Origin of the sequence: Pseudoalteromonas sp. SR45-1, assembly GCF_014163655.1 — a bacterium.
GTDB classification, from domain to species: Bacteria; Pseudomonadota; Gammaproteobacteria; order Enterobacterales; family Alteromonadaceae; genus Pseudoalteromonas; species Pseudoalteromonas distincta.
The window spans coordinates 13,313-35,407 of the sequence record NZ_JACJDR010000010.1 but is presented as its reverse complement, the minus strand read 5'-3'; the positions used below and the strand labels follow the sequence as shown (position 1 = coordinate 35,407).

20 protein-coding genes are annotated in these 22,095 nt (G+C 39.1%); 10 read left to right on the top strand and 10 right to left on the bottom strand.

Translation table 11 applies throughout. The features are described from left to right. Positions 1-580 precede the first annotated feature (580 nt). From H5089_RS11610 to cyoE, 6 genes are all read left to right on the top strand, one after another. A complete protein-coding gene (locus tag H5089_RS11610) occupies positions 581-1,000 on the top strand; it encodes a hypothetical protein (protein WP_002958097.1) in 420 nt (139 codons plus the stop codon). Positions 1,001-1,319: 319 nt separating this feature from the next. Further along, positions 1,320-2,279 carry a ubiquinol oxidase subunit II gene (gene cyoA, locus H5089_RS11605; protein WP_182712247.1) on the top strand — a complete coding sequence of 320 codons (960 nt, stop codon included), beginning with the start codon at positions 1,320-1,322 and terminating at the stop codon, positions 2,277-2,279. Between the two features lie 2 nt (positions 2,280-2,281). Next, positions 2,282-4,270, top strand: a complete 1,989-nt coding sequence (gene cyoB / locus H5089_RS11600) for a cytochrome o ubiquinol oxidase subunit I (RefSeq protein WP_024596558.1) — start codon at positions 2,282-2,284, stop codon at positions 4,268-4,270. Continuing rightward, complete coding sequence (gene cyoC / locus H5089_RS11595; RefSeq protein ID WP_002958100.1) at positions 4,267-4,893, top strand: cytochrome o ubiquinol oxidase subunit III; 627 nt, start codon at positions 4,267-4,269, stop codon at positions 4,891-4,893. Before cyoB ends, cyoC begins: the two co-directional genes overlap by 4 nt. Continuing rightward, a complete protein-coding gene (gene cyoD, locus H5089_RS11590) occupies positions 4,893-5,249 on the top strand; it encodes a cytochrome o ubiquinol oxidase subunit IV (protein WP_002958101.1) in 357 nt (118 codons plus the stop codon). Before cyoC ends, cyoD begins: the two co-directional genes overlap by 1 nt. A gap of 9 nt (positions 5,250-5,258) precedes the next feature. Beyond that, the gene (gene cyoE / locus H5089_RS11585; RefSeq protein ID WP_002958102.1) at positions 5,259-6,143 is read left to right on the top strand and encodes a heme o synthase; all 885 of its coding nucleotides are present in this window, start codon (positions 5,259-5,261) and stop codon (positions 6,141-6,143) included. A 61-nt stretch (positions 6,144-6,204) separates the two neighbouring features. Here the strand turns inward: cyoE and H5089_RS11580 are convergent, their stop codons facing one another. Continuing rightward, entirely contained in the window at positions 6,205-6,792 is a 588-nt protein-coding gene (locus tag H5089_RS11580) for an FMN-binding negative transcriptional regulator (RefSeq protein WP_182695053.1), read from the bottom strand. Further along, complete coding sequence (locus H5089_RS11575; protein ID WP_182712246.1) at positions 6,792-7,367, bottom strand: GNAT family N-acetyltransferase; 576 nt, start codon at positions 7,365-7,367, stop codon at positions 6,792-6,794. The genes H5089_RS11580 and H5089_RS11575 overlap by 1 nt, the downstream gene beginning before the upstream one ends. Before the next feature lie 106 nt (positions 7,368-7,473). Between H5089_RS11575 and H5089_RS11570 the strand changes: the two genes are divergently transcribed. Further along, complete coding sequence (locus H5089_RS11570) at positions 7,474-8,931, top strand: PLP-dependent aminotransferase family protein (RefSeq protein WP_182712245.1); 1,458 nt, start codon at positions 7,474-7,476, stop codon at positions 8,929-8,931. On the opposite strand, the gene H5089_RS11565 is transcribed toward H5089_RS11570, so the two are convergent. The 4 genes from H5089_RS11565 to H5089_RS11550 all read right to left on the bottom strand — a co-directional run bounded on the left by H5089_RS11565 (position 8,932) and on the right by H5089_RS11550 (position 15,105). Further along, complete coding sequence (locus H5089_RS11565) at positions 8,932-9,597, bottom strand: hypothetical protein (protein WP_182712244.1); 666 nt, start codon at positions 9,595-9,597, stop codon at positions 8,932-8,934. A 174-nt stretch (positions 9,598-9,771) separates the two neighbouring features. After that, entirely contained in the window at positions 9,772-11,754 is a 1,983-nt protein-coding gene (locus H5089_RS11560; RefSeq protein ID WP_182712243.1) for a phytase, read from the bottom strand. 11 nt (positions 11,755-11,765) lie between these two features. Beyond that, a complete protein-coding gene (locus tag H5089_RS11555; protein ID WP_165723817.1) occupies positions 11,766-12,740 on the bottom strand; it encodes a metallophosphoesterase in 975 nt (324 codons plus the stop codon). Between the two features lie 61 nt (positions 12,741-12,801). Beyond that, complete coding sequence (locus H5089_RS11550) at positions 12,802-15,105, bottom strand: TonB-dependent siderophore receptor (RefSeq protein ID WP_182712242.1); 2,304 nt, start codon at positions 15,103-15,105, stop codon at positions 12,802-12,804. 296 nt (positions 15,106-15,401) lie between these two features. Between H5089_RS11550 and H5089_RS11545 the strand changes: the two genes are divergently transcribed. Together H5089_RS11545 and H5089_RS11540 are read left to right on the top strand one after the other, a co-directional pair. Then, entirely contained in the window at positions 15,402-16,322 is a 921-nt protein-coding gene (locus tag H5089_RS11545) for a GGDEF domain-containing protein (RefSeq protein WP_024596554.1), read from the top strand. Beyond that, a complete protein-coding gene (locus H5089_RS11540) occupies positions 16,306-17,307 on the top strand; it encodes an AraC family transcriptional regulator (protein WP_182695047.1) in 1,002 nt (333 codons plus the stop codon). The genes H5089_RS11545 and H5089_RS11540 overlap by 17 nt, the downstream gene beginning before the upstream one ends. 1 nt (position 17,308) lies before the next feature. On the opposite strand, the gene H5089_RS11535 is transcribed toward H5089_RS11540, so the two are convergent. The 4 genes from H5089_RS11535 to ettA all read right to left on the bottom strand — a co-directional run bounded on the left by H5089_RS11535 (position 17,309) and on the right by ettA (position 21,030). Beyond that, positions 17,309-17,812, bottom strand: a complete 504-nt coding sequence (locus tag H5089_RS11535) for a TlpA disulfide reductase family protein (protein WP_024596552.1) — start codon at positions 17,810-17,812, stop codon at positions 17,309-17,311. A 62-nt stretch (positions 17,813-17,874) separates the two neighbouring features. After that, on the bottom strand, positions 17,875-18,783 hold the full coding sequence (locus tag H5089_RS11530; RefSeq protein WP_182712241.1) for a histone deacetylase: 909 nt from the start codon (positions 18,781-18,783) through the stop codon (positions 17,875-17,877). A gap of 53 nt (positions 18,784-18,836) precedes the next feature. Continuing rightward, positions 18,837-19,202: a PilZ domain-containing protein gene (locus H5089_RS11525; protein WP_002958114.1), complete on the bottom strand. Its 366-nt coding sequence runs from the start codon at positions 19,200-19,202 to the stop codon at positions 18,837-18,839. A gap of 154 nt (positions 19,203-19,356) precedes the next feature. Further along, positions 19,357-21,030 (bottom strand): energy-dependent translational throttle protein EttA, encoded by a 1,674-nt coding sequence (ettA, locus tag H5089_RS11520; RefSeq protein WP_024605363.1) that lies wholly within the window; start codon positions 21,028-21,030, stop codon positions 19,357-19,359. A 333-nt stretch (positions 21,031-21,363) separates the two neighbouring features. On the opposite strand from ettA, the gene H5089_RS11515 reads away from it, so the two are divergent. Next, entirely contained in the window at positions 21,364-22,011 is a 648-nt protein-coding gene (locus tag H5089_RS11515; RefSeq protein ID WP_024596549.1) for a porin family protein, read from the top strand. The last annotated feature ends 84 nt before the right edge of the window (positions 22,012-22,095 follow it).

Here is a 22,095-nt window from a genome sequence, read left to right as displayed (position 1 = left end):
AAAATCTTTATATTGTGTGTGAAGATGTTGTCAGTGTGAAAGGCAGCTCAAGTTCGGTGGTGACTTAGCTTGAGTTGTTTTTATTCCCTACAATTGCCACGTAGTGTAAACCAAGAATCTTTATATTGTGTGTGAAGATGTTGTCAGTGTGAAAGGCGGCTCAAGTTCGGTGGTGACTGAATTTGGGCTGTTTTTATTTGTGCCACACAATTATTACTCCCTCCTAAAAACCTATAATCCTATTAAATATTTCTCTTTAAATCGTTTTTTAATTTAGCTAACCGAATGTTTTTTATCGTGTTATTTTTTATTAACAAAATAGCTTCGAAAGCTTAACTCAAATTAATTGATTTTTAGTTGAACAGAAAATTCTCTTTGTTATACTCACGTTCGTACTTTCAGTAAGTTTTGAAAGTTTGGTTGATACGGATCAATTTTCGCTAGGTAAATATGTGCTAGCTCGATTTGATTGTATTTAGCACCTGGTTTTAGGGTTTACAACAGCAATGTTTTTTAAATTTTTCCATTGCAAACTGTATTACTCTAATTTTGTTATAGTCATTTTAGTAGGTTAATGTATTTGAACACACTTTCTTTGCATCATACAGCTACGGAACTTGCCTCTGGCGAGCCGCAGACGTGTGAACGCTTGAATAAAGCAGGCAAGGGCGTGTGTGTAGCTATAACTTTATTAGTGTTTAATACTGTAATGTTGCTAAGCGGTGCACTAGAGGATGCCTTCAAGCTTGAAGCGCTATTAAGTGATGGGTTTATTGTAGAGCCACTGTTACTTAATCTTGCGCAATTTTTAGCTCATCCGATCATATCAAGTCAGTTACTTATTGGCCTTTGTTGGTTATTGTTCCATATTTGTCCAGCGCGTCGTGCTGGCATAATCCTCCGTAAAGCAGCCTTTGCTTTTAGCGAGGCTAAAGTTCTTCAGCCTGTGATCTCTTCACATGGTTGTCGTGCTCCACCTAGCTTTACAGGTTGCCTGTAACGCTGCATCTTGTTGCTGGTTTTAATTATTTGTTCTTGCTGTAAATAATTAAGGTTAGCTAAAACAAAGTAGCTCCGTGTTTTTTTAAACACATTTCAGCCAACCACCACTCACCCAAGTTAACTTTTATTACGTTATATAAATGCGTTTAGAAAGCTGGGTTTGTTGCTAGGTCATTAATGGCATGAGCTTTAGGTTTTGAATAGCCCCCTTATTTTTATAATTTAATTCTAGTTAACTTGGGTTTTTATTGAAAAATCGTTGCTTTGGTTTTTATTTTAAGCAGCAAATTGAAACTCTAGGTTTGTAGGATACTCTCTTGTTAATTCGTAACCTTTGTAATATTGCTTTAGCTAGTACAGTGCTGGCGTTGTCAGGCTGTAAAGGCGGGATACTCGATCCAAAAGGGCAGATAGGCATTGATGAGAAAAATTTAATCATCATCGCAACCGTGCTTATGTTGCTTGTAGTCGTTCCCGTTATTGTGATGACTTTGTATTTCGCTTGGAAATATAGAGACACTCAAAACCAAGAAATTTATGCTCCAAAATGGGCTCATTCAAATAAAATTGAAGCCGTTGTTTGGGCTGTTCCTATTGTTATTGTAATCATTTTAGGTGTTATTACCTGGCAGTCTACCCAAGACTTAGACCCCTATAAACCCATTGAAGGTAAAGGTGAACACCTTACTGTTGAAGTGGTTTCATTAAACTGGAAATGGCTATTTATATATCCTGAGCAAGGTATTGCTACGGTTAATGAATTAGTGTTCCCAGCAAATGTACCTGTTGAATATAAAATCACCTCAGAGAGCACAATGAATTCATTTTTTATTCCGCAATTGGGTAGTCAAATATACTCAATGGCTGGGATGGAAACCAAGCTTCACTTAATTGCAAATGAGCCAGGTACGTTTAAAGGCTTTTCAGCAAATTACAGCGGCGCAGGTTTCACTGGCATGAAATTTAATGCCATTGCTACACCAACTCAAGCAGACTTTGATAAGTGGGTGAGTGATGTGAAAGCGAATTCAAGCGCTAATAACCTGACTCATGCAAATTATGTTGAGCTTGCAAAAGCAAGTGAAAATAACCCAGTAACATATTACGGAAAAGTTGATGACGGCTTATTTCATACCATTGTTATGAAGTATATGCAGGCGCATGGCGATATGAACAAAAAACACCATGCAATGGGCGAACATGGGCAAATGAGTAAAAAGCATCATGAAATGAGTGAGCACTCAATGCCTTCATCTCACAGCCAAGGCGAGGAATAATAATGTCGTTATTAGGTAATCTTTCACTCGACGCAATTCCGTTTCATGAGCCAATTCTTGTGTTCACGATGTCGGTTATTGCGATAGCTGGGCTTATTATTGCCGGGCTTATTACAAAGTATAAAAAATGGGGCGTGCTTTGGCGCGACTGGATCACGTCTGTTGATCACAAACGCTTAGGCGTAATGTATATTCTTTTAGCACTAATAATGCTGTTTCGTGGTTTTTCTGATGCAATAATGATGCGTGCGCAGTTGGCACTTGCTACCAGTGGTGCGCCAGGTTATTTACCACCAGAACACTACGACCAAATATTTACTGCCCACGGCGTAATCATGATCATATTTATGGCAATGCCATTTATGATTGGTCTAATGAACATTGTATTACCACTTCAAATTGGTGCTCGCGATGTTGCTTTTCCATTTTTAAATAATTTAAGTTTTTGGTTTACAGCCAGTGGTGCAATTTTAATTAACTTATCACTTGTATTTGGTGAATTTGCAAAAACAGGTTGGGTGGCATATCCGCCGCTTTCGGAGCTGACCTTTAGCCCTGGGGTGGGGGTCGATTATTATATTTGGGCCTTGCAAATATCCGGGCTCGGTACACTGCTAACAGCCGTAAACTTTTTAGCAACCGTGTTTAAAATGCGTGCACCAGGTATGACCCTAATGAAAATGCCAATTTTTACATGGGCATGTACATGGGCAAACATCTTAATTGCAGCATCATTCCCAATTTTAACTGCTGTACTTGCAATGCTAACGCTTGACCGTTATCTAGACTTCCACTTCTTTACCAATGAATTGGGCGGTAACGCCATGATGTACATCAACCTGTTTTGGGCATGGGGTCACCCTGAGGTATACATATTAGTATTACCAGCGTTTGGTATTTTTTCTGAAATTATTTCGACCTTTGCCGGTAAACGTTTGTTTGGTTACAAATCGATGGTTTATGCCAGCGGTGCAATCTCAATTTTAGGCTTTATTGTTTGGTTACATCACTTCTTTACTATGGGCTCAAGTGCTAACGTTAACGCGTTCTTTGGGGTAATGACTATGGTTATTGCCGTACCAACTGGGGTTAAGTTGTTTAACTGGTTATTTACTATTTACCGAGGTCGATTACGTATAAGTGTACCGGTACTTTGGACTCTTGGCTTTATGGTTACCTTTACCGTAGGCGGTATGACCGGTGTATTACTTGCCATTCCTGGCGCCGATTATGTACTGCATAACAGCTTATTCTTAATTGCACATTTCCATAACACAATTATTGGTGGTGCTGTGTTTGGTTACCTGGCCGGTTTTGTATTTTGGTTCCCTAAAGCAATGGGCTTTAAACTTAATGAAAAATGGGGCAAAGCATCATTTTGGTGTTGGATTATTGGTTTCTTCGTAGCATTTATGCCGCTGTACGTACTTGGTTTCTTAGGTATGACACGTCGCTTAAACCACACTAACAACCCAGATTGGAACATGTGGTTATACATTGCCGCAGGCGGTGCTGTAATTATTATGTTTGGTATTATCAGCCAAGTAATTCAATTATATGTGAGCTTTAGAGACCGTGAAGCGCTTGACGATACAACAGGCGATCCGTGGAACGGCCACACACTTGAGTGGGCTACAAGTTCACCTCCGCAAATTTATAACTTTGCAACAATTCCACATATTGATGATATTGATGCATGGACCGATATGAAAGAAAAAGGTCAAGCATATCAAGATAAAGCAAACTACAGCCCTATTCATATGCCTAAAAACACATCAGCTGGCGTGTTAATGGCAGCAAGTTTAACAGTATTTTGTTTTGCAATGATTTGGCATATTTGGTGGTTAGCTGTTGTTGGACTAGTAGGCGGAATTGCCATATTTATCAAACGTTGTTACACCAGCGATGTAGATTACTATATACAACCTGATGAAATTGCACGCATTGAAGCTGCATATAATTCAAGTGGCGTTAAGGAGTTAAAAGCGTGAGTACACTTTCTGCAAATTTAGACTCTGTATCACACGATGATCATGCCCACGCGCATGATCACCACGATACTTCGGGTGATACCGTATTTGGTTTTTGGTTATACCTAATGACCGATTGCCTACTGTTTGCCTCGTTTTTTGCCACTTACGCTGTGTTATTTATGAACACAGCCGGTGGCGTATCGGGTAAAGATATTTTTGAACTCGACTTTGTAGCAGTAGAAACTGCAGCACTACTGATTAGTAGTATTACTTTTGGTTTTGCCATGATTGCCGCTCAAGGGCAAAAAAAGGCACTAACACTGACTTGGTTATTTGTTACGTTTTGTTTAGGTGCTGTGTTTATTGGTATGGAAGTATACGAATTTCATCACCTAATTGTGCATGGCAATGGTCCACAACAAAGTGCCTTTTTAACATCGTTTTTCTCATTAGTTGGCTTACATGGTTTACATGTAACAGCGGGTCTAATTTGGATGACCATAATGATGATTGAAGTTGCTAAACGCGGCTTAGGTAAAGCAACCGTAACGCGTTTAAGCTGCTTAAGCCTATTTTGGCACTTCTTAGACATTGTCTGGATTTGTGTATTTACCGTTGTTTATTTAATGGGAGCAATGTAATGAGCCACAGCGAAACGCATGCGTTAAAGCAAACGCAAAGTGATCATCATGATGAATCTCATGGCAGTGTTAAAACTTACTTAATTGGCTTTGTGCTATCGGTAATTTTAACTGCTATACCGTTTTACATGGTAATGGAAGGTGACTTCTCAAAAGCAACAACGCTTTGGAGCATTGTTACTTTAGCAATCGTACAAATTTGGGTGCATTTAAAATACTTTTTACACCTTAATTTTACCACCGAAGATGGCCGTGCAAGTACTTTTTCATTCCTATTCAGTGCTCTGATCATCGTAATGGTTGTTGGGTTATCTGTTTGGATCATTTATGAATCTAACGCAATGATGATGTACTAGGAGTTGAAGATGTTTCGTCGTTATTTATCAGTGACAAAGCCGGGTATTATTATGGGCAATTTGATCAGCGTAGCGGGCGGGTTTTTACTTGCCTCGCGCGGTGATATAGACCCATGGTTAATGATTGCCACATTAATTGGTTTGTCGCTAGTGGTTGCATCGGGTTGCGCTATCAATAATGTTATAGATAGAGACATAGATGTGGCCATGGCGCGTACTCGTACGCGGGTTACAGTAACGGGCGAAATGTCGGCCTTTGCTGCACTTAGTCACGGTATTTTATTGGGTGTTGTGGGCTTTGGTTTACTTATCGCCTACACCACTCAAGCCGCGGTATTTTTTGCAGCCTTTGGCTACGTAATTTATGTAGGGGTTTATAGCCTCTACATGAAACGCAACTCAGTATATGGCACTTTTGTAGGTAGTCTCTCTGGCGCTGTACCGCCAGTAGTTGGTTACTGCGCCGTAACAGGGCAGTTCGATATGGGCGCATTAATACTGCTAGTCATGTTTAGCTTGTGGCAAATGCCGCATTCATATGCCATTGCTATTTTTCGCTTTAAAGATTACCAAGCTGCAGGTATTCCTGTATTACCTGTAGCGCAAGGAATTGATAAAGCAAAGCGCCATATCGTACTTTACATTGCTGTATATGCCCTAGTTGTGATGTTACTGCCAATTACTGGCTACACAGGTGCTGCTTTTATGGCTGTTGCTTGTATTACCAGCTTTTGGTGGTTGCTAATGGCGCTACGTGGTTATCGTCGTAATATTGATATGAGTAGCTGGGCACGTAAAGTGTTCGCATTTTCAATTATTAATATTACAGCGTTAAGTATTGCTATGGCTGTTGATTATCATAGTGTTGCTCCACAGCTATTAACGCTTACCTAATTTAAAAATTTTTAACTATTCCAAAGTTAATCCAAAGGCTCGAAAGGGCCTTTTTTTATGCCTAAAATAGTTTTGCAATAGAGCGCTTATTGGCAAGTTCTAGGCTTTGTTTTATTCGTGCTCTTACCTCTGGTGATTTATTTTGGCTTAGCTTAAAGTTTCCACTCCAATGAGTGGGAGTGAATTCTATAAAGCTTAATTGTTGATACATTGCTTGGCGATTGCTTTTGGGCACGTCAGTAATCTTCCAAATTGGCGTAAAGCCTTGCTCAAAATGGCTCGTTAGTTGCCGCATTATTTTGTCTTTCTCATTATCGCTTTCAATAATATTCACATTTGCAGTTACTTGTACTGATGAATAAAGCCAGCTCGGCAGTGTTTTATTATTACTATACGAGGGAGATAGATAACAGTTATCGCCACTAAATAGTAATTTTACTGACTGTTTATCACATTGCGCTAGCGGGTTATGTTTTGCTACGTGTGCAATAAATACATTACGTGAGGGCTCATACAATACAGGCACTTGGCATATATTATTTAAGTCACTTTGCGAGCAGGGCATTAAAATACTCGCTAGAGGGAATTGCTCAACTAATGCTTGCAAACGTTCAATATTATGTTCTTGAAAATGTGTGGGTGGGTACATTAAAGCTTCTCCTCTAACTGCAACTTAATGCTCTGCCAATGTTCGTCAATAATGCTAAATTTTGCAGTGCTTCTGTAACTTCCATCACTTAGCAATCTATCTTTATGGGCTATACCTTCAAATCTGGCGCCTAGTCGAGTAATTGCATTTCGAGATTTTTGATTTTTTGCGTGGGTATTAAATGTTATTCGCACTAAATTCAACGCGTCAAAAGCGTAGCTAAGCAGTAAATATTTAGTGTGAGTATTAATATAAGTTTGCTGCCAGTGATGGCTTATAAATGTATGACCAATTTCAGCACTTAAGTTATGCGTATCTAATCTAAATAGTCGTGTAGTGCCTACAACCTCTTTGCTGGCTATGTCTACTATGGCAAATACAATTTGTTCTTTGTTATTAAATTGTGCACTGGTGGTAAACCATTCCTTTAACTGTTCGGGTGTTTTTGTATAGTTGCTTAATACCCATTCCCATATTTTTGGATGTTGCCCAGCTTTATATAAGCTTTTTAAATGCTCATAATTTAATGGCTCTAAAATTACCTTATTTGTTTTATGTATCTGTTGAGTAAACATGTTGCCTCTATGCTTTGCTATTTACGAGCAACAAATGTACGCTAATTTGGTTTGGTAAAAACAACCAGAATTGGCTTTTTAGCTATACCAGTTATAAAAGGATAACATGCAACCGCTTAATATTGAATTTAATGACTCAAACAAAGCTAAGTACATACAAGTTGCAGATGCTTTGCGTGGTTCTATCGTAAAGGGAGATATTGCACCTGGTATAAAACTCAGTTCTGCTCGAGTTATGGCGCAAACGTATCAGTTAAATCGCCATACAATAATGAACGCATTGCAGTTATTAGTAGCCGAAGGATGGCTAGAATCCCATGAACGCTCTGGGTATAGCGTCACTCAAACACTACCAATTCAAAGCAGTGCTAACTGTGATCACACGCCAGTTTTAACACCAAAACCTTATAAATTTGCTACAGAGTTAGCCGTGCCTATTCCGGCAATGAATTTAAAAGACTACGTATATAATTTCGCAGGTGGACTTCCTGATTTAAATAGCTTTCCCTATAAAGAATTTAAACGCTCTATGAGCCATGTATTTAATCATTTAGATACCAGTAAACTTCATTATGGTGATATAGGTGGAGTGAGTGAGCTAAAAACTCAGATAAGTGATTACTTACATAAAACTAGAAGTTTAAAAGTATCAGACTTACTTGTATGTAATGGCTCACAAGAAGCTTTGTTTTTAATTTCAAAGGCCTTTATAAGTAAAGATGACTTCTTAGCCGTTGAGACTTTAGGCTACCCACCAGCACGCAAAGCCTTTGCTGCTTGTGGCGCGCAATTAATAGATATAAAACAAGATGAATATGGTTTATGTGTTGATGACTTAAAAGCGCAACTTAGACGATATCCAATAAAAATGCTGTACTTAACCCCGCTGCATCAATATCCAACTACCGTTACGCTTTCGCCCACACGGCGCATGCAAATTTATCAATTATGTTATGAGTATGGCGTAATGATTATTGAAGATGATTACGATCACGAGTTTCATTATCGCTGTCAGCCATTGCAACCTATGGCTGGGGACGATCCCGCTTGGATTATTATTTACTTATCTACATTTTCTAAAATCATGTTCTCAGGCGCTAGAATTGGCTACATTTGTGCAGCTCCTGAAGTATTAGCACAGTTAACCGCATGGAAGCAGTTAATGAATCATAAAAATGATGTGGTTATGCAGCTAGCCGTTGCGCACTTTATGCAAGAAGGTGGATTTGAGCGCCACTTAAAACGCATGACTAAACACTATAAACAACGTTATGAAGCAATGGACAACACGTTAGCGTTGCTGCAATCACAGGGGCTACCAATAGAGTATAAAAAGCCAGACGGCGGTATGGCAATGTGGGTTAACTTAAATAAAAATACGAGTAATATAAAACAAGCAATGCAAAGTAAAAGCGTGTATTTACAAGCAGAATCTGAGTTTTACTTTGCTGATTCAGTGAGAAGTTTAATGCCTAAGCAATATAGTTATGTTCGCTTAGGCTTTGCAGGGCAATCAGTTGAGGCAATGAAGCAAGGGATCAAACTCATAACTGAATATAAGTAACTATTTTTTAAAGTCATCAGCATTGTAATAAAGTGGTTTAAGCGTGCCGCAGTTAATAAATTTATAGGTAAGCTCATTTTCAGCTGGGACACGTTTTGAGGTACGAAGCTTTTGCATACATGCATTAACTAAATCAACAAAAATAAGATGGTTATAGCTCGGCGCTTGTTGAATTTTATGAATATAAATACGCTCAGTACCGCCTAGATTAATCATGTCGTAATCTTGCCATTGCGATGATTCACTTAAATCTTTTAGCTCTCTGGCATACAGTTGCTTACTCAGTTCAAGCTCTTTTTTTGAGTAAATTAAGCTGCCACCTTGTTGATAATCACCCTCGTAAATATCGGCAATAATCGTAATTTCTTCACCACGCATTAAATGTTGAATATTAAACGCTTGTGGCTTAACCGTGATTAGCTCAGCATTTCTAACAAAGTTTAAGAGTGCGACATCGGGGTTTCCTATTTTATAAACAACTTGCACATCATCTGGAGAATTATAACTAGGTAAGTTAATCGCAATTATAGATGAGCCTTGATTAACCAAAGCCATAGGATGCTCAGCATTGTAAGTGGGGTCTACCGGTGGTAGTTCTGTTTTTTCTTCTTCTGCTACAGCAAAGCCACTTAAAGTAACTAGTAATAAAGTAAGTAGTAGGCGCATTATAATCTCAATTAATTTATGAGCTTAAATTGTAGTATAAAAATATATATTACATTGAGTTAATTACACTTAATACTTAACTGCAAAGAATTGTATAAAAGGCTCAAATGAGCCTTTTATACAATTTCAAGGTAATCTCAATGCGACATTAAAATAATGGCGACTAAATAAGCACTACTTAATTGCTTTTTTTACTTCTCGCCAATCTATTATTTTAAAGTTTTGAGGCTGCTGTGGCATACGGTTATAACCATCTTGTACAACTAAAATACCTTCAGGATAACCCGGAAGAGACTTAGATGTTACTGTTAACCCGTCGGTTTCTGATGAGCCATCAATACCATTAACCAAATCACTTATTACACTAAACTTACCTGCAAACTCTAAGCTAGGTGTTTTAATGCCCGCAGTACCATTCTTTATTTTATACAGTACGTAGCTGTTATCACCTTGGCTCGAAACAACTAAATAACGTGTTTTGTCGCTGTGGTAAATTTCCATACCTTCAACATCATCAACAAGTTGCTCATTTATACCTTGCAGCATAACCGGTGTACTGCCTGCCGTTGGCTCTGCACCTATAAACCAAATACCGGCATCTTCTTCGCCTACAAATAATTGTCCTAGTTCATCATCTGCACTACAGCCTTCTGGTTGGCTTGGTAGGTTAAACTCGCGAACAAGTTTACCTGTTATTTTTTCGTTATTCTCACTGATTTTATATTGCTGATATAGCCCCGATTTATCATTTACAAATACATAGTTCCCCGTATTTGACGAGTACATACATAAGCCATAAATTTCATCAAGATTGGTAGGAATATCAGCAATGTACTTCACACTATTATTAGCTTGTACTGTAAATACACTAATACCGTTAAGCGTTCGGTTACTGGCAGTTATTAATGTATTGGTACTGTTTTTAATCGTGCTATTTTGTCGCAGGTCTACGTTATTTAAACGACCAACTTCAAGTGACTGTTCAAGCTTGCCATTTAGGCTGTATACCATTAGTCCACGGCGTTTATCGGTGCCTAAAATTAAGCTGTTTGCTGCATCTTTAGGGTTAACCCAAATTGCCGGATCGTCTGCTGCATCACCAAACGCTTGTACGGGGGCAGTTTGTGCACTTGCCTTTATTTGAGTAATTGATTGGGGGCTGGTTTTTAATGATTTTATGATAGGTGTTACAGGTAGTGTACTTTTAATATAAGCGCCTGTTTCGTCGTTATACAGCACTGCCGTTGCCGCGTTGTTACTTGTGTAATTTACCGCTACCGATTCCAAGCTCAAGTCACCATTTAACATCCAGTTATTAAGCATTTTACTAATTGGATCATAAGCATACACAGTATTGTTTTTGGTACTAGTAAACCAGATAATACCATCTTGCGAAGCTGAAATAGCTCCTAGTTCACTGTCTAACTTTCCAAAGGGGGCGACTAAAGCAATCGGTTTTTTATCTGCTTGCGATTCCGCGTTCGCGTTTATTGCCCAAATGCCTACTTCGCTTTCACTTACATATAAGGTATTTGTTGTTGTACTTACAGCACAACCCGACGCCTCACTAACGCCAGAAAATTCACGTACATTTACGTTAACCGCTTTATTATTCGCTGTATCAAAAATAATAGTTTCGGTAATTAGCCCGCGTACATCAGGTACAAATGCCGATATTGATTCACTCGCTTTATTAGCAAATAAACACACCGTATCGGGTTGTGCTTGTGGTGGGTTAATGCGGGTTAGTTCAATTGTATCCCAGCCACTTTGAGTGTGCTCAAGCTTAAATATAACAACGTTATCTTGATTGTTATCAATAGTTGCAACCAAAAATGAGTGTGCTGTTAGCTTAGTGACAGCAAGCGCTTCAAAGTTACCTTTTTTTATAATGCGGCTTTGTTGCGTTTCACTTTCAACTAACACTAAGCCTTTGCTTTCGCTTGCTAGCAACCAATTGTTATTATTTAACCATACCGCTTGTGAGCCTTGCATGTTATCTGTTGGACCAAATTCAGTACTATTAATGACTATTTTATCGGATGTGTTTTTTACTGCCGTATTTGTAGCCATATTACTATTGCTACACGCACTTAATGTACTAAGCACTAAGCTACTTACAATTAAGCTAATAGATGTTTTTAATTTAAAGTTCATGTTGTAACCCTTTATTGGTCAAAGCGCTTTTGAGTGCTGTAACGCACTTCGCCTTTATAGTTAATAGCCGTTGCTTTTAGTGCTTCATTGTTAATCGAAAAGCTCAAAAATCCTGGAGTAGCTTCTGCAAAACGCGTAAATTCACGTTGTTTTACGTAACGCGCTTCGCTACCACCACCAGATACAAAGTGGTCGAGTTTACTGCCATCTATTTGGTTATGTTGCAGGTCATGTTCGTGTCCTGCTATGTATGCTTGCACACCATTTTGCTCAAATATGGGCTCGAGTAAATTACGTAAACCTTCAGTAAGTCCGTAACGTTTTCCACTGCTATAAAGTGGGTGATGACCAACCACTATTTTCCATCGTGCCTGGCTATTTGATAGTTGGCTATCTAACCATGTTAATTGCGCTTGGCTGTTTTGCCCTTGAGTTGCTTTGTATTTTTCGCGTGTTTTGTATTCAGGATTTAAAGTATTAGTGTCTAAAAACACCATTAATATCTGCTCGCCACCTTTTAAAGTAAAGGTTTTGCTGTAATAGCGTGCAGGTAAATTCCAGCGCTGACTTTTTTTACTGTAATCAAGTTGTGCTTGCGCATTACCTAAATAATCATGATTACCCAGTACTACATACCAAGGCTCGAATGTATGTGGACCATGGTAAATATCTTCATAGGCACTTTGCCAAAGCGGGTCGTTAACACTTGCCACGCCATTGGGATAAAAGTTATCGCCAGTTGAAATAGTAAAATCACCATCCGTTTGAAACATCGCTATTTCTAACTGGTGTGCTACGTCTTTTTGATAAAAGTGCCCGTTATGTCCCCAATCACCAATAACCGTAAAATTTAAGCTCTTAGGCAGCACCGTCAAGTTGGCAATTTTTTGTTGCTCGTATAATACATCGGTGTACGTTACGTTTGCCAATACGCTTTGTATACTGCATAAGCCAAGTGTTATTAGCAGTAATGTTTTTTTTATCATTATAGTTCTCTCATGTTTGGTAGCGCTAAATAAAGTGATTAGCACTACCTCATAGACTTATTTAAAACGCGTAACGCAGCATAAGTTGATAAACCGGTCCCGCTTCTTCAGATTCAATTTCGTACTCATCAAAGCTTCTACTAAACTGATCTTCAACGGTATCAAATTTATTAAAGGTTTCGTGTTTACTTGCATCAAGTAGGTTTGAACCCACCAAGCGTAGCGTTACATCTTCCCAACGTTTTTCTAAAAACACTTCAAAGTCGGCACTGTAAGATGTAGTTATTTCTTCACCTACAATACGTCCATAGGCATCACCTTGCTTACGGTAAGTTACGCCAAATGCAGCTTTGAGTTCGGGTAAGTCTTGAATAAACCCAATGTTATAAACGTAGTCTGATTGGTCGTTAAATTTGCGAGTTCCAAAAAAATCGGTTACTTCACTATCAAGCCATGAGTAGTTTAAAAATACACCCGTATTAGGCATGCTAAATGCGCCAAGTGGAGTAGATAAATCAAGCTCAACTCCTTTAACATTACCATCGCCGGTGTTGCGTGGTTGCAGTACAAATGTACCTTCGCCCTCAGAGCCTTCTTGTCCTGTATTTGCTATTTCTATTAGGTCATTTACTTTGCGATAAAATAAATTAATACCTACAACGCCACTTTTTCCTAAGCGATACTCGTAGCCTAAGTCCATACCCCAAGCTGATTCTGGTTTTAATTCAGGGTTCCCTAGTTGGTCGTTATCGCCAAGCTCTTTTTCGATAAGTGCCGGCGTTAAAAAATCAAACTCAGGGCGGCGTAAACTACGCGCAATCGATGCACTTATACGCCCATTTTCGCTAACGTTATAACGAAAGTGTGCCGAGGGGAGGATAAAGTCGTAACTATTATTTTCGGTCACGCCAATTGTTTTATCATTAATTTTAGAATCGGTAGACTCCCAGCGAACGCCCAGCTCCCAAGCAAATAAATCATCTTTGTGCTTAACAAGGGCAAATAAGTCAAAGCGATCTTCTTCTAAAGTATTTACACCACCAGTAACCGCTTCGTACTCGCTATTAAATGCAGCAAGCGTTAAAGGTGATGCTGCGTATTGATCCCAACTGGTAAGTGCAAGTTCTAATTCGTTTTGCGATTCTAAAATTTCACTGTCGCGTTTTTTATTTTGTAAAAATGCACCAAGCTGAATTTCTTTGCTGTCACCCCAAGGTTGGCTGTGTTGCCACTGTAGAGTCCATTCTTTATCATCTATTTCACTTTTAGTTTGCTCTTCTTCAAATACCATAGGCAGCTCAGACGTATCTAGTTCTACTTCTTGCTCATAAACAGACTCTTCAAACCGAGCAAAGCCAAATTTAAACTTACTTGTGCCGCTTAGTAGTGGAAATTCATAAGCGGTATTGATGTTGTAATTAGTTTGGTCAATATATTTAACATTGGCATTATCTGTTTCTAAGTTACCGCCATTTACAATATCGTTATTGGTTGCAGTTGGGTCGTTGTATTCAAATGAACGTTCATCCTCAGTACGCTCTGTATCAACCCACATAGCGCTAATATTAAACTGACTATCGTCGTCAAAAACAATTTCGTAGCTGGAGTTAAGTGACGTGTCGTCGCCATCGCGAGTGTCTGATTGGTCTTCGCGGTTATCAAACTCTTCTGTTTGAAAATTTATATTGTTTTCAGGGCTATCGCCGTAGCGCAAACTAGTTTTTTGTTTTGGGTTATATCTGCCTTGTAAATTTGCACCAAGTAATAAGCGCCCACCAGCAAATTCAGTACCGTACACAGCAGCCAAGCTTTCTTTAAATTCACCATCGTCATAAAGCAAGCCACCAGCACGCAAGTAACCGCCATCTAAACTGTAACCATCGCGCAATACAATATTTAATGTGCCCGCAATAGCATCGGCTGAGCGGTTAGCACTTGATGAGCGAATAATTTCAACGCGTTCAATTAACTCAGCCGGAATTCGGTCAACAAAAAATGAACGGTCGGCACCAGCGCCAGGTACTTCTTCACCGTTTATAAGCACCTTTGTATAAGCAGGGCTTAACCCCCGCATACGTGCACCATCCGATTCAAGCACATCCGATAAAAATGTAACACTGGGTACTCGTTTTAATGCATCGCCTGCGGTCAATGGTTCAAAACGTTGAAAGTACTCTTGTGAATATTCTAAGGTTGGTGCGAGTTCGTCTGAGCGGTTTCTGTAGCCAATTTCACCGTATACAACAATTTTGTCAGAAACTTCGATATCTTTTTTTGTGGTTTCTTTTGCATCATCTTCTGCATAAGCCGTTAAATTACATAAGGCTAATGCGGCTACCAGTGCTTTTATTTTAAAGTCTTTCATTGTATTTGCTCTTGGTTATTGCTGGGTTGTTTCTTGATATGGCGAGCAAGCTAAAGATATTTGATTACGTAAATGTGACAGTGTTTAGTTTAAATACATGTATTTAGAGGTGTTTGAGCAATATCTAGAGCGTATTGAGCTTTTATCACTCCTCGTAAAGTCAGGTGTTATGTACCGTGCAGGGCTGTTTTTAAAGTAGGTATCATTTAGTTGTCATATAGCTGAGCTAATATGACCCTGCTAACAAAACTTGTATGAACTAACTTTAAAACTCATTTATAAACGAGATACCGCACATGCGATTTAACCCCTTTATCAGCCACCGATTATTAATAAACGCTATTATTGCGATGTTTTTTAGCGCTGTGTTTTTAAGTAGTTATTTAGGTGTATTAAAAACTTACGCCAGTATTCAGTGGCTCGATATTATGGGGGAGGGCGGTATTGTATTAATGACTCTCGTATGGATTGCCGCGTTATTAATTTCAAGACCACCGGGTAAAGTAACCACTTACTTAGTGATAGGTGTTGGGTTATTTATGTTCTCGGCAACCCTCGATTTACTTGATGAATGGCTAATGCATCCCGCCCATCAATGGCTCAGTTGGATTGAATCTCTGCCAGCACCTTTAGGCATGTTGTTAACGAGTGTGGGTTTGTATTATTGGCATCAAGAGCAGTACGTATTAAATCGTCAGCTACGCCGCCGTGAAGCGCATTTACGTGAGCACGATAAGGTGTGTTCAGTTACAGGTCTTTATAAGGCGCAGTACCTAGATTCTGCAATTAAAGAGCAACTTACGAGCAAACAACCACTCTGGCTTGGGGCTATTGATATTCGTGATTTTTCGCATTTTAATAGTGAGTTTGGCTTTAGTGAGGGCGACCGGTTACTGCGTGAAATTAGCGAGCTATTGTTAATGAATTGCCGACTAAGTGATGTAGTGTGCCGCTACGCAGGAGATTGCTTTATGGTATTGATGCCAGCCACCACAGAGCAGCAAGCTAAAGAGTTGATGGCACAAATTAAAGGAGCTCTAAAGCATTGTGCATTTAAAGTTGAAGCATCTAAAAAAGCAAAGTTTCAATATGTCACTACCGCCTTAATACAAGGTAATACGCATAGCAGTACAGGTAAACTAACAAGCCAACTGCATAGTCAATTACAACAAAAAAAGCATCAACTAAAAGTAGCGCACCGTGCACATGTTTGTTAGCCAAGACGACAAATATTTAAGCGCTCAAGGGCTTATTACGTCAGCTGTAGAGCTTGCTCAAAGCCGAAACATAAATTTACATAAGCTGCTACGCGGTACCGGTATTTTTGAACAAGACTTACTTAATTTTCAGCATACATTTAGTGTGTCTCAGCAGGTGCGTTTATTAGCTCAATTTAAGTTGTTGATGAAAAGTACTGACAGTGGTTTTTTACTCGGTAGCCAACTTATTAACGACACTCGAGCCGAAGCTCAGGCATTAAAATATAGCGATAATTTAGCTCAAGTATTAAAGCAATTATCACTTTTAAGAATGCAATTAGCGCCTTTGCTGTTTAGCCAAACGTATATTAAAAACGATAATGTTTATATTTATATTCAGCCAGCACATGGGTTTGATGAAAGCCTTTACCACTATGTGCTAGAGATATACAGCACTGCATTTTATAGTTTACTTAAACGAGTGAGCGAAAGTTACCCGCATTGTCAGTTCGACTTTGCTTTTAAACGCCCTCGGCATATTCAAGATTACGAGCAAAATTTAGGGCTAAAGGTAAGTTTTGATAAGCCATGTACTCGCTGGGTATTAAATAAAACCATGTTAAGGGCTAAAAACCCGCATGCGAGTCAATTACGATTTATGCAAGCGCAGTCGCAGCTACATAATAAAAGCGTAGTTAGCATGACTTTTATTGAAGCCGTCTGCAGATACTTATACTCTCACCCAAGTGCTAATTTAGAGTGCACCGCAAAGCACTTTGCTATGAGCTCAGCTACATTTAAGCGCAGACTCAAACTCAATGGGGTACGCTTTTCAGCGTTAATAGATGAGCAAAATAAGCACAAAGCTATTTACCTACTTACTCTGTGCGCCAAACATAACGAACAAGTCGCTGAACATTTAGCTTTTTACGATATACCTAACTTTCGGCGCGCCTTTAAACGCTGGACAGGCTTAACACCTAATCAGTTAAAAGCGCAATAAGTTACTCAGTTGCCATGTCTATGGAGTGCAACAATGTTCGTGCATTTAAATGAAGATTTGGATCTTCTGGGTTTGACGTATTAGTCAGCCAAATTACATTGCCTTCTTTATTTACAAATAATGTAGTAGGTGTGCCTCGTATACCTAATTGCTGTGCTATTGCATCGGCTTTTACAGCTGTTTTAAAAGTATAACCTCTTTCGCTAAGTGCTTTAGCGGGAGTAGCATCGTCATCTTCTTCAAAGCTCACGGCAATAACTTTTAATCCCATATCATCAATTTTTTGAAGTGCTGGCTGCAGCTTTTTACAGTACGGACACCATGTTGCCCAAAAGTGTAAAACGTAAGGTTGACCTAATAAATCTTGAGTATTGAGTGGCGACCCATCAGCCATTTGTAAATTTAATGTAGGCAATTTAGGATATGTTGCTTCTGAGCTTGTATCTTGTGCGTAAGCTGTAAAGCTTAATAAAATTAGCGTGATGGTAATAAATAGCTGTTTCATAATATGCTCTTTTTTATTTTACATATTAAACAAGAACGATAATTTAACATTTTCATTTCAAACTAAAAGCCAGCAGCTTGTTCAACAACAATAGCGTGGCGTTTAGCGAGGCGTAGGTGATCTCTATCGTAACCTCCACCTATCACAGTAGCTACAGGTGTATTGTGTTCAAGGCAGCGTTTTAGCACTAAATGGTCACGTTTAGCTATGCCATCCCAGCTGATATCTAACTTACCCAAGCCATCACCTTGCCAAATATCAACGCCAGCATCGTAAAGTACTAAGCTTGGGTTTAGCTCTTTAAGTAAATAACTTAGTGTTTCGTTAACTATGGCAAGGTATTCGTCGTCCTTCATATTATTTGCCAGGCCAATGTCTAAATCGCTAGCGGACTTTCTAAAGGGGAAGTTTTTTTCACAATGGATAGAGCAAGTATACGCATAGGGTTGATGCTGTAACATTGCAGCTGTGCCATCACCTTGGTGCACGTCTAAATCAAGAATAAGTACGTTAGTTACCTCACCCGATTTAATTAAAGTTTGCGTGGTAAAGGCCAAATCGTTAACCATACAAAAACCTGAACCAAAGTCATTATGTGCGTGATGTGTACCACCAGCAAGATGACACGCTATACCGTGTTTAAGTGCTAAGCGGGCTGTCTGTAGCGTTCCTTGAGGGGCTGTAAATGTACGTGCCATAAGCTCTTTTGACCAAGGTAGACCAATGCGACGCATGGCTTTTTCATCTAAGCGGTTGTGCCATAAATCTTGGATATAATTATCGCAATGCACAAGCTCAAGCGGCTCTGGCGTGCCTAATATTGGCTCAACTAGGTTACTGCCGATTAAACCAAGCTCTGCAACATGTTGATATAAATGTGCAAATTTACTCATTACAAAGCGATGCTTAGGATCAAAGCTAAACGAGTAGTTAGGATGGTATACCAAAGGCAAATGAGGATTTAAGCGCATATTTACAAGCTTTATAAAGTTTGCGCTATGGTAATCAACTTAAGTGAATGAGTCTATTGTGAGTCATTAATAAGTGACGCTAATTCGCGATGCAGTAGCTCATCATCGGCTAAGTTTAGCTCTATTAAACGCTTTAAATAAGTAATACTGTCTATATCAATGTGATGGCATTTTAAACCAATATGATCGGCTTCAATATGGCAAATCACTACTTCCATTTTTATTTCTATATCGCTTTGAGGTAATGTAAAACGCAGTATTGCTTGCGTATTGTGGCTGCCAATAAATGCATCACAATTAGTAACCAACGCGCCATGTAACGATAGATCGAGTAATTTACACGGATACTGTTGGCTATCAAAACATAACAGAGCGTTAGTTGAAAATAGCACACGAGAAAACTGTCGACGATTTTGCATAACCTAATTTAGCCTTACTGTTTTTATAATAAATTAAGCATAGCGGGTAATTCTCTACATGCTAGCAAGATGTGCTCCTGTAATGCTGGTGACATAAAAAAGCCCTGCAAAGTGCAGGGCTTAAGTTATACAAACATAAAATTAACCAATATTTTTAGCCAATTTTTTTGTACTTAATACGTTTAGGTTGAGTTGCCTCAGCGCCTAGGGTCTTTTTAAGCCACTCTTCATATTCAGTGTAGTTACCATCAAAGAAGTTAATTTGACCTTCATCACGGTAATCTAAAATATGTGTAGCGATACGGTCAAGGAACCAACGGTCATGCGAGATACACATTACACAACCTGGGAACTCTAAAATAGCGTTCTCCAGTGCACGTAGTGTTTCAACGTCCAAGTCATTGGTTGGCTCATCGAGTAGTAACACATTGCCGCCAGCTTTTAATAACTTAGCAAGGTGTAAACGGTTACGCTCACCACCTGATAGGTCTTTAACAAACTTTTGCTGATCGTTACCTTTAAAGTTAAAGCGACTTACATATGCTCGGCTTGGGAACTCAAAGTTACCAATTTTCAGTACGTCTTGTCCGTCTGATATTTCTTGGAAAACAGTTTTGCTTTCGTCCATACCGTCGCGGAACTGATCAACAGTAGCTAGGTGTACTGTTTCGCCAACACTGATGCTACCGCTGTCTTGCGTTTGCTCACCGCTTATCATTTTAAACAGCGTTGATTTACCCGCGCCATTCGCGCCAATAATGCCCACAATGGCACCTTTTGGCATGCTAAAGCTTAAGTCATCAATTAAAACGCGATCGCCAAAACTCTTACGAAGATTAGTTACTTCAAGTACTTGGTCACCTAAACGCGGACCAGGTGGAATAAACATCTCGTTAGTTTCGTTACGTTTTTGGTAATCAGACTGCTGCATTTCAGTAAACTGAGCCATACGTGCTTTTGACTTAGCTTGACGACCTTTAGGGTTTGAACGAACCCATTCAAGTTCTTGCGCAATTGATTTTTGACGTGCTTTTTCAGATTTTTGTTCTTGCTGTAAGCGCGCATCTTTTTGTTCAAGCCAAGAAGAGTAGTTACCTTCCCATGGAATACCTTCACCACGGTCAAGCTCTAATATCCAGCCAGCTACATTATCAAGGAAGTAACGGTCATGCGTTACAGCCACAACAGTGCCTTCGTAATCGTGTAAGAAGCGCTCTAACCATGCAACCGACTCAGCATCCAAGTGGTTAGTAGGTTCATCAAGGATAAGCATGTCTGGTTTTTCAAGTAATAATCGACATATAGCAACACGGCGACGCTCACCACCTGAAAGGTGCTCAATTTTAGCATCCCACTCTGGCAGGCGAAGTGCATCAGCTGCGCGTTCTAAAACGTTGTCGATGTTATGACCATCGTGCGCCTGAATAACAGCTTCAAGCTCGCCTTGCTCTTTTGCAAGTGCGTCAAAGTCAGCGTCTTCCATGGCGTATTCGTTATACACTTCGTCAAGACGTTTAAGTGCATGTTTAACTTCGCCAACAGCTTCTTCAACAGTTTCACGTACTGTTTTACTTTCGTCTAAAACAGGTTCTTGCGGTAAATAACCAATTTTAGTACCAGGCTGAGGATGTGCATCACCTTCAAAATCTTGGTCAACACCGGCCATAATACGCAGTAACGTAGATTTACCAGAACCGTTTAAACCAAGCACACCAATTTTAGCGCCAGGAAAAAAGTGCAACGAAATATCTTTTAAGATAGTGCGCTTAGGTGGCACAACCTTAGATACTCGACTCATCGAGAATATAAATTTATCAGGTAAAACCATGGAGGAAAGCCTTCAAATAATAATAAAAATTTCAATGTTGTATTGTAGTGGCTGACGGGTGAAACAGTCAACGAATGCTGTATAGAACAATACACTTACCTAAGCGGTACTTTGTTTTGATTGCTCGTTAAAAACACTACTATTACAGGATTTCTATTGTGTAAAATTCTGTAATCTATTGTTTTATATTGTTCAAATACATTTCATTTTTAACAAAAGTGGTACAGTATATTTACAAGCTGTAAAGTATAAGCAAGTTATATAGGCAGGCCACACTTAGTTTGTTGTTAAACATCACATTATTAAATATTACAAAGGTTTAAAGGAATGAACATGAAAATAGTTACAAGGTTAGGGGCATTACTTTTAGGTTTATACTCATTTTCGAGCCAAGCAGACATACTCCACGTAAATGGTTATTACCAAGGAATAGGGATAGGGTCTACGCAAATTGATGTATACGAGAGTGATAGCATACAGTTTACAACGCTTTACGGCCGGTTTGGATATCAGTTTTCGCGTTACTTTGCATTAGAAGGGCGTATAGGTTTTGGGTTAAATGATGAGTCAACGCCTCTAAACGGAATTGTTTACACTCAGAACCCACAGGACGGTTCGCTGAGTTCAGAATTCATTAAGAGCGAAATCGATTCAAGCCTTGATTTGCAAACAAGTATATTTGTAAAAGCTAATTATCCAATTTCATCTCGAGCTGATGTGTTTTTATTTGGTGGCTATGGTAGAAATAAATTAAGTTACAATGAAGGCGACTTAAAAAACCTTGCAGAATCAATAACTGGTACAGATACAAATTCTACGCTAATAACTGAGCAAAACTACGATGAAGGCGGCGTAACGTACGGAACCGGCATTGACTTTAGGCTAACTCAACGCTGGCAAGTAAGTGCTGAATACCAATATTTTGATACAAATGAAGGCGATATTTACGCTCTTAATTTATCTGTAAATTATCGTTTTTAATTATAATAGCGCTACTGATTTTAGTAGCGCTATTTCAATTCACTAAAACAAAGTACTTCAATATAAATGCATTCCCTCTCATCT